The organism is Prevotella rectalis (assembly GCF_900607215.1).
Lineage (GTDB): Bacteria > Bacteroidota > Bacteroidia > Bacteroidales > Bacteroidaceae > Prevotella > Prevotella brunnea.
Map to the genome: position 1 here is coordinate 573,039 of NZ_LR027822.1, position 8,283 is coordinate 581,321.

9 protein-coding genes are annotated in these 8,283 nt (G+C 44.9%); 7 read left to right on the top strand and 2 right to left on the bottom strand.

Annotated features, from left to right (window positions below; translation table 11 throughout):
- Nucleotides 1-116 precede the first annotated feature (116 nt).
- Nucleotides 117-1,514 (top strand): IS5 family transposase, encoded by a 1,398-nt coding sequence (locus E0E16_RS10700; RefSeq protein WP_130829655.1) that lies wholly within the window; start codon nt 117-119, stop codon nt 1,512-1,514.
- A gap of 20 nt (nt 1,515-1,534) precedes the next feature.
- On the opposite strand, the gene E0E16_RS10705 is transcribed toward E0E16_RS10700, so the two are convergent.
- Complete coding sequence (locus E0E16_RS10705; RefSeq protein ID WP_028901922.1) at nt 1,535-1,822, bottom strand: helix-turn-helix domain-containing protein; 288 nt, start codon at nt 1,820-1,822, stop codon at nt 1,535-1,537.
- Between the two features lie 11 nt (nt 1,823-1,833).
- Nucleotides 1,834-2,136 (bottom strand): helix-turn-helix domain-containing protein, encoded by a 303-nt coding sequence (locus E0E16_RS10710; protein ID WP_025878259.1) that lies wholly within the window; start codon nt 2,134-2,136, stop codon nt 1,834-1,836.
- Between the two features lie 515 nt (nt 2,137-2,651).
- On the opposite strand from E0E16_RS10710, the gene E0E16_RS10715 reads away from it, so the two are divergent.
- From E0E16_RS10715 to E0E16_RS10740, 6 genes are all read left to right on the top strand, one after another.
- Nucleotides 2,652-4,085 carry a virulence-associated E family protein gene (locus E0E16_RS10715; protein ID WP_130830287.1) on the top strand — a complete coding sequence of 478 codons (1,434 nt, stop codon included), beginning with the start codon at nt 2,652-2,654 and terminating at the stop codon, nt 4,083-4,085.
- 224 nt (nt 4,086-4,309) lie between these two features.
- On the top strand, nt 4,310-5,302 hold the full coding sequence (locus E0E16_RS10720; RefSeq protein WP_130830288.1) for a toprim domain-containing protein: 993 nt from the start codon (nt 4,310-4,312) through the stop codon (nt 5,300-5,302).
- Nucleotides 5,303-5,306: 4 nt separating this feature from the next.
- The gene (locus E0E16_RS10725; RefSeq protein WP_130830289.1) at nt 5,307-5,777 is read left to right on the top strand and encodes a DUF3408 domain-containing protein; all 471 of its coding nucleotides are present in this window, start codon (nt 5,307-5,309) and stop codon (nt 5,775-5,777) included.
- 359 nt (nt 5,778-6,136) lie between these two features.
- Complete coding sequence (locus tag E0E16_RS10730; RefSeq protein WP_130830290.1) at nt 6,137-6,562, top strand: plasmid mobilization protein; 426 nt, start codon at nt 6,137-6,139, stop codon at nt 6,560-6,562.
- Nucleotides 6,552-7,610, top strand: coding sequence for a relaxase/mobilization nuclease domain-containing protein (locus E0E16_RS10735; RefSeq protein WP_130830291.1), 1,059 nt, complete (start codon nt 6,552-6,554; stop codon nt 7,608-7,610). Before E0E16_RS10730 ends, E0E16_RS10735 begins: the two co-directional genes overlap by 11 nt.
- 266 nt (nt 7,611-7,876) lie before the next feature.
- On the top strand, nt 7,877-8,283 hold a 407-nt coding region (locus tag E0E16_RS10740; protein ID WP_165444201.1), incomplete at its 3' end, for a helix-turn-helix domain-containing protein.

Consider the following 8,283-nt stretch of genomic DNA (forward strand, 5'->3'; position numbering starts at 1 on the left):
TAGTCGTCCCTTGAAAAGTAAATAACCTATTGATTATCAATAAAATAGCCTTTCTATTATTTGTATATATCTACAAGTTTTTGTATCTTTGCATGGTAAAATCTTGCAAATCAACAATGTATAAATCTCCATCCAACACCCATCAGGTATCAATGTTTTGGGACTTGGCATCCATGCTCAATCCCACCCATCCAATGTACAAACTTGCCAATCTGATAAATTGGGAAACCTTTGAGCGTTCCTTTGCCCCCTTGTACTGTAAGGACAACGGACGCATGGCCAAGCCTATCCGCCTGATGGTCGGTCTTATAGTGCTGAAGCATATTCGCAACGTCTCGGACGAGAGCGTCGTGGAACAGTTCTCGGAGAACGCCTACTACCAGTATTTTTGCGGAATGGAATCCTTCACCATCGCCAAGCCTTGCGTACCGACGGAACTCGTGGAGTTCCGCCATCGCATTGGCGAGGCGGGCATGGAGTTGATTCTCAAGGAGAGCATCCGGGTCAACCTGCTGCTTGACGACAAGCGGAAAGAGAATGAAAACAGAAATGACGGCAAGGACGGTCGTGGACGCAAGTCCGACACCGAGCAGACAGCCTTTATCGACTCAACCGTGCAGGAGAAGAACGTCACGTTCCCCACGGATTCGAAACTCCTGAATAAAATCATCGGTTTCTGCCGCGACGTGGCTCATGCAGAGCATCTCAAGGTGCGCCAAAGCTATGCCGGGGAAATCAAGAGACTTAAGCTTGTGCAGCGTTTCCGTGGCAGGAAGAACAGTTCAGCCAAGGTAAGGAAAGCCGACCGTCGGATGCGCACCATCGCCGGAAGGCTGTTGCGCGAGCTGGTTCGGAATTTGCCCCCTGAGAACTCTTACCAAGAACGTATTGAGGTCTGCATGAAGTTTGTTAACGGCGAGAGAATGGACGGTCACAAGATCTACTCCCTTCATGAGCCGGACGTGTTGTGCATCAGCAAGGGGAAGGACCACAAGAAATACGAGTTCGGCAATAAAGTCTCCCTTGTCAGACTGTGGAATGGTCTCATTGTCGGTGCATTATCTTTCCGCAATGAATACGACGGTCATACGATAGACAAGGCAATGGAGCAGGTCGGCAGGGTCTATGGCAGGAAAATCAAAAGACTCGCTGGGGACAGAGGGTATCGCGGGCAGGAAACGTGCGGAGAGACGAACATCATGATACCCGGCGTTCCCAAGGCAAGCGACTCGCCACACACGAAAAAGAAAAAACAAATGTTCTTCCGCAAGAGAGCAGGAATAGAGCCTGTCATAGGGCACTGCAAGGCAGATCATCGATTGGGGAGGAACTTCTACAAGGGTCTCTTGGGTGATGCCATCAACGTGATGCTCGCTGCGGCTGCATTCAACTTCAAAAGAGCCATGCGGCTTCTTTTGTGCCTTATTCGAACTATGATAAAATGGAGTATTCAAGGAGTGGATTCCAACTTTAACGAAACAAAGGTGTTATCCAATACCTTTTGCTGGTTGTAAGTCGAGTTCTTGAGGGACGACTACTTATAATTCTCCTCCAACATCCTTTCCAAATCCGACTCCTTATAAAGTATCTTCCCTGCAAACTGCGTATAGGGAATAACTCTCCTGTCCCGATAGTCCTGCAAGGTGCGAGGGCTGATATACAGCCGCTCACACACTTCCTTGCCTGTGAGGAAATGCTCACCTCCAAACAGCGGCTTGTGTGTCAGAGCAACTTCCTTAATTCTCTTGCTTACTCCGTAGATAGCGGACAGCACCACCTGCATATCGTCCACCTCCATATTCAAATCTCTTACCTGTTCCATAATCTTCGTGTTTATTTGTTGATTTTAGTTTTATCCGTTTTTGATTTCTCTGTTTTGGTTTGGAGTAACTGCTCTACGTCCTCACGCTTGTAATAGCACTTATGCCCGATTTGCGAGAAAGGCAGCACGCCTGTATCCCGATAGTGCTGCAATGTGCGCTTGCTGATGTTAAGCAACTTGCACACATCACCGTTGTGCAGCCAATCGGTATGCTTGCTCTGTTCCCCAAATGCCTTGTGGCAAGTTTCGGCAAGACAGAGTATCTCGTTCCTCAGCTTTGCCCAGTTTGAATCCGTAATGATAAAATATCCCATTGTTTTATTGTTATTTTGTTTGTAATTCTGTCTTGTTGGTATTGACAACACCTTTGTCTGTTCTGCGTTTCATCGCACGTTTATGCCTGCAAAAATATGATGAGTTTGTCATACTTCAAAGCAGCAGGGAACAGCAGGGAAATATCGGGAACTTCAAGGAAAAAGACAATGCATTTTATCAGCAGCCGTTTGCACCTTCTTACCCTATTTTTTTTCTTTCACCGTCCGTTGGGTACAAAGATATGGTGCTGTATCTCCTATTCAATCGTTATTCGCCCAAGTGGCAGCTTGTGACACTCTTGGTGTGGACAAACGCTACCATATTTCTGTGCTGATTCTATCGTTTGTAATATCGGTGTAGAATACTGCAAACGTGTGCAAAGAGCACACTTCTACCTCTGCCTTTTCTTGTTATTTTATCCCCCGTCTTGACTTAGTTCAGGCTTAAATAAGTTTTTTCTTTCCCCATCTCCATAAAAATCCGTGCGAACTTTATTGCCAATGAGCGCAACATTATGCAAGCACTCTTTGAATGCTTGGAACTTTCCAGTTCTCTTCATAACTTCACTCTCGGAAACCAAACCAAGCATATAATGAAAAGGAACGCAGATAAAGGCAATTCAGTGGACGAAAATAATACGCCCAAGCAAAGGAAGACTTCCTCCAAAAATGGTGAGATAGAAACCTATTTCTCCTCTTATTATGAGTTTAGGTACAACACGGTGTTGGGGCGAACCGAATACCGAAGCAAGGAAGATGCTCACTTCTCAAAAGTGGGTCGCTATGAAATCAACACGCTCCGCAGGGAACTTGACAACGATGTGGGGATTATCACATCTTCCGACAACCTCTATTCCATTATAGAGAGCAGCTTCTCTCCACGTGTCAATCCCATACAGGAGTATTTCAATGGATTGCCCTTGGTGGATATTGGTAATAGCAGAGGTAATTATAGTGGCAATAGCGATAGTTGTATTCATGGCAGTAGTGGTAATGGTAATAATGAACACAATAACCATTGTGATATTTCTTCCCTTTCATTGAAAGCCATTCCCGAATTGGCAAGTTGCGTAGTTGTGCGCAACTCTGACAAGTGGCTGCCATACCTTACCAAATGGCTCGTGGCAGTGGTCGCCAACGCCATGGACGACCGTGAATGCCGTAACCATACCTGTCTTGTACTGACAGGCGAGCAGGGCAAGTTCAAGACAACTTTCCTTGACTTGCTCTGCCCACCTGCCCTGCATGGTTACAGCTACACGGGAAAGATATATCCGCAAGAGAAGGACACGCTTACCTATATAGGGCAAAACCTCATCGTAAACATTGACGACCAGCTCAAAGCCCTCAACAAGCGTGACGAGAACGAACTGAAAAACCTCATCACCTGCCCGATGGTCAAGTACCGTATGCCTTACGACAAGTATGTGGAGGAACATCCACATTTGGCGAGTTTCGTTGCATCGGTAAATGGTAACGATTTCCTTACCGACCCCACAGGCAGCAGACGGTTTCTGCCCTTTGAAGTGCTTTCCATAGATATTGAGAGAGCAAAGGCTGTTTCTATGGATAATGTCTATGCGGAAACGAAAGCCTTGCTGAGCATAGGTTTCCGCTATTGGTTTGACGATGAAGGGATAACGGAACTATACAGGGAGAGTGAGGAATTCCAAGTACAGACGGCAGAAATGGAACTACTGTTGTGCTGTTTTGAGAAACCTACGGAGGATAATCCCCAATGTACCTATATGACCACCACAGAGATAATCACCTACTTGGGACTTTACACGCATCATCCCTTGTCCTTAAAGCACATGGGCGAAGCCCTGAAAAGGGCAGGCTTTGAGAAAGTGAGCAAGAGGCGAGAGGGTGGCAGTCCCATCTATGTATATAAGGTAAGGAAGATATTGCCTTGTCCTTTATTAGGCAGTTGCAACTATCAGATGTAGTAGGCACATGTAGTAGGTTGGTAGTATGACTTGGTACTAAAAAATAATATTGGAAATCAACTACTTATATCAAAATAGTATGTAGTAAGAAGAAAGATGAAAAAGTTTGGAGGGGAAAGACTTAGGAAAAGGGAAATTCATTCAAATGCAATCAAATATAATTCAGACAATCGATTATAATTCAGACAATCGATTATAACTCAATCACTTAAATTATTCAAGCAATGAAAGAAGAAGATTTATCACTCATCAAGCGACACTCCATCGTGGAGTATCTTGAAAGGAAAGGCATCAAGCCTGTACGTAGGACACCTTCCTATGCGCTGTACCGCTCACCACTCAGAGAGGAAACGCATCCGAGTTTTAAGGTGGACACACAGAAGAACCTCTGGATAGACTATGCCGAATGCAGGGGCGGAAGTATCATCGACCTCTGTATGCGTTTGGAGGGCTGCACGCTATCGGAAGCCATCCACCACTTGGGGCAGAACGCTTCCGATAATACAGTATATAGTTCTCACAAAGACTTCTCACAAAACAATCTCCAACCTACGATGGCTGCAAACGAGACAAGGAAACTGATAAGTATATCAGGCACCCTACCGCCACATTTGCAGGAGTATCTTACAAAGGTACGCTGCATTGATTTGGAAAAGGCAAAGCCTTTCCTTAAATGTATCAGCTATGAGGTAAGGGGCAGGCGCTATCAATCCATCGGCTTTGCCAATCAATCAGGAGGGCATGAACTTCGGGACAATGGCACGTTCAAGGGAACGATAGCTCCGAAAGACATTACTCCTATATTCACCGACAAGATAATAAACCAAATACAGCCAACTTGTGTATTCGAGGGTTTTATGGATTTTCTTTCTTTTCTTTCAATGAAAGAAGAAGTAACAAATGCCTGTATTGTGCTAAACTCCGTGAGCAATACCGCCAAAGCAATTCGGTATATGAATGCGCAGGGAATATCTTTCATTCGTACCTTTCTTGATAATGACGATGCAGGGCGGAGAGCTGTACAGGAGTTTGCAGGGGCAGGCTTTCATGTTGAGGACATGAGCATACACTACAAGGATTTCAAAGACCTCAACGAGTTTCATGTCAGTCGTGTCCGTGAGCGACAGAAGCATAAAGGGCAGAAACAGGCACACATGTCGGTTACAGACCAAAATCAAAACAAGGAATCAAAACAAGTCAAACATAAAATCAGATAGAGAAATGAAAAAGAAAACAATGATGAAAGACAAAGACCTTTCGTGGTTCTTGGACAACCAAGATGATGAAATGGACAATGAGGTAATCCCACAGACAGAAGCACAACCCATTCCTGTGGAGGAAACAACAACGGACGTAAAAATGAATGAGGACAGTGTTACCCAAAGAGAAGCGGATATCACTTCTGGGAAATCCGAGCATACACAGCATACTGAGAATACGACTGTTCAAAGACGCGTCAGCTCCAAGATGAGGAAGAAAACACTCGAAGCCTACAAGCAAGCCTATCTTGTGCCAACCAAACTATGCAACCGAAAGGCGGTCTATCTGAGCAGGGACACACAGGAGCGTGCCGACTTCATCGTGCGCAGATTGGGCGACAGGGGCAGCAACCTTTCAAGTTTTGTGGAAAACATCGTGCGCATTCATTTGGAGGAGTATGGTGAGGACATAGAGAAGTGGAGAAAGCTGTGAGGCACAGGAAAAGGGGCGAGGACTTTTGGGAAAAGGGGCTATTATTCCACTCAAAACCCTCAACCCTTTTTTAGAGAACATAGCAACAGACATTTGTCAAACATACTGAATGATGAGAACACCACGAACACAGTTAAACACGGAATGCACAGCATTCACTTTCAAGCAGCAAAACGCCTTGTGCGTAAACGTTTCGTTAGCTGATATTGCAAGACGTCAGTTTGTACCCACAAACTGCTCTTGCTCCCCTCGTCAGACTATCGGGGAGATAAGACCGTAATCACTCCGTTCTCATCGGTCAGTATTTAGGAATTAAGGTAATAAATCATCTACAATGATAAACTTTCAAGGAAACTTATATGAACAGATATAAAGGAAAAGCTGCCCGATGGCAGCAACAGGATAAAGAAGAACAGCGGATGAACAAAACGGAGTTCATCAAGGTAAGATGTACCAGTGAAGAGAAGAAACGTATCAAATCAAGGGCGGAAAGCACGGGACGGAAATTCTCCGATTATTGTCGGGAAATACTCCTTAACGGAGAAGTAACAGCCGTTCCCAAGATGACAGACAATGAGAGGGAAGCCATTGCCATTCTCCAACATACAGGAAGGTTCTATGGGCAGATTTCCAATCTCATCAAGCTCAAGGACGAGGATTGGCTACATATCACCAAGAACCTTTCGCTATGTGCCAAAGAGGCATTTAAGCGGTTTTACGACCCGCATTTTCGTGTGGATTATGAGGTATATAAGGTCTTAAATCTAACAAGAAATGATAGGTAAATGCAAGGCGATAGCGCACGGAAGCACAGCTTTGGACTATATTTTCAGGGAAGGCAAACTCGGTAGTCGGCTTGCATTCCACAATCTTTGCAGCAGAGATCCAAAGACTATCTATGAGGAAATGAAAGTGGTCAGTAACTACAACAGCCGTTGCAGGAACAAGTTTCTCCGTATCGAAATTGGCATCGCACCGCAGGACGAGAAAAAGCTGTCTGTGTCCGAATATATGTGGATAGCCCATTTGTTTGCCAAGCGAATGGGACTTGACAACCACCAATGGGTGGCAGTAACGCACAAGGACACCGATAATAGACACATTCACATAATTGCTAACCGTATCAGTCTGTATGGAGAAGTCTATGATACCACCTTTGTGAGCAATAGGGCTGCAAGGGTGGCAGAGGAAATCAGCAGGGAGAAAGGCTTGACCATTGCAAAAGAGGTCAAGGCAGAAAGGAAACACCAAAAGGAAAAAGCCAGCCTTACAAGAGAGCAAACAAAGCAGCAGGTGCAGAAGATTTGCTACACCTTGCTTGACAAGTACAAAGGAACAGGTGTCACGGGGCATTCCATGTTCCTTTATGAATTGAACAAAAACGGCATTACCATAGAGCGTATGAAGAACAAGCAGAGCAAGGTATATGGCTTGAAGTTCTCATACGCAGGGCAATCCTTCAAGGCTTCCGAAATCGGCAGGGAGTTCGGCTACCGTTCTTTGCAAAAGAATTTTGAACCAACTAACAAGGAAGAGTCAAGGAAACCACATCAAACAGTACAAGAGCCAACAGACAAGAACAAATATCCCGATACAGGTTATCAACTCATACCTCCAAGCCGCTCCTCTATCTCACGAGACAATGATACCTCACAAGTGCAGAATCCCATTGGTGCAGTGGCAGACACCATCATTAGTGCAGCCGATGAAGCGGTGGAAGGGTTGGGCGATTTGATTACACCATCCGCACATGGTGATGACTATGCAGAAACAGCGTGGCAGCGCAAGCTCAGAAACCAAGCAAACAGAAAGAAGCGAGGTAGAAGATTGTAATTAATCTCCTTCGCTGCATGGCTCAACATAAAATAGCGCAAACCTAAGCTTGTATAATAATACAGTAAAATTGCTATGCTTCACATTATTTCTACTGCAAGTTCCAAAACGAAGTGCAATAAAAGAGTAGCCCTCGCCGAGAGATGCAGACGTTCTCGAAGCGTAGCGAGAGGTTGTCTGCATCTCTCGGCGAGGAAAAAAAACAACCAGCAATACAAATAAAAAAGGGAGACCTCTGTCTCCCCAAGATTAATTAACTTTGTATTGTGAAATATCATCAATTAACCTCGGAGCAAAGGTCGCAAATTTTCGCCTTACTCCAAAAGAAAACAGGGAGAAAAGAGATTGCCACAATCGTCGGCATCAGTCAGTCAACACTATCACGTGAAATCAAACGCAACAGCACGCCATCAGAAAAGTATATCTGGACAAAGGCGCACGATATGGCTATGCAGCGCAGAAAGAGAACGGTAAAGAACGCCAGGCTCTCTAACGAATTAGTCTGGAGAATTAAGGAATATATCACCAATGACCAGTGGTCTCCACGACAAATATCAGGTTATCTGCGCAAGAATGAGGGAATAAAGGTGTCCCACCAATCCATTTATAATATCATTCATAATGATACAACAGGGGAACTTGCCAAACACACAAGGCATAAGATGAAATACAG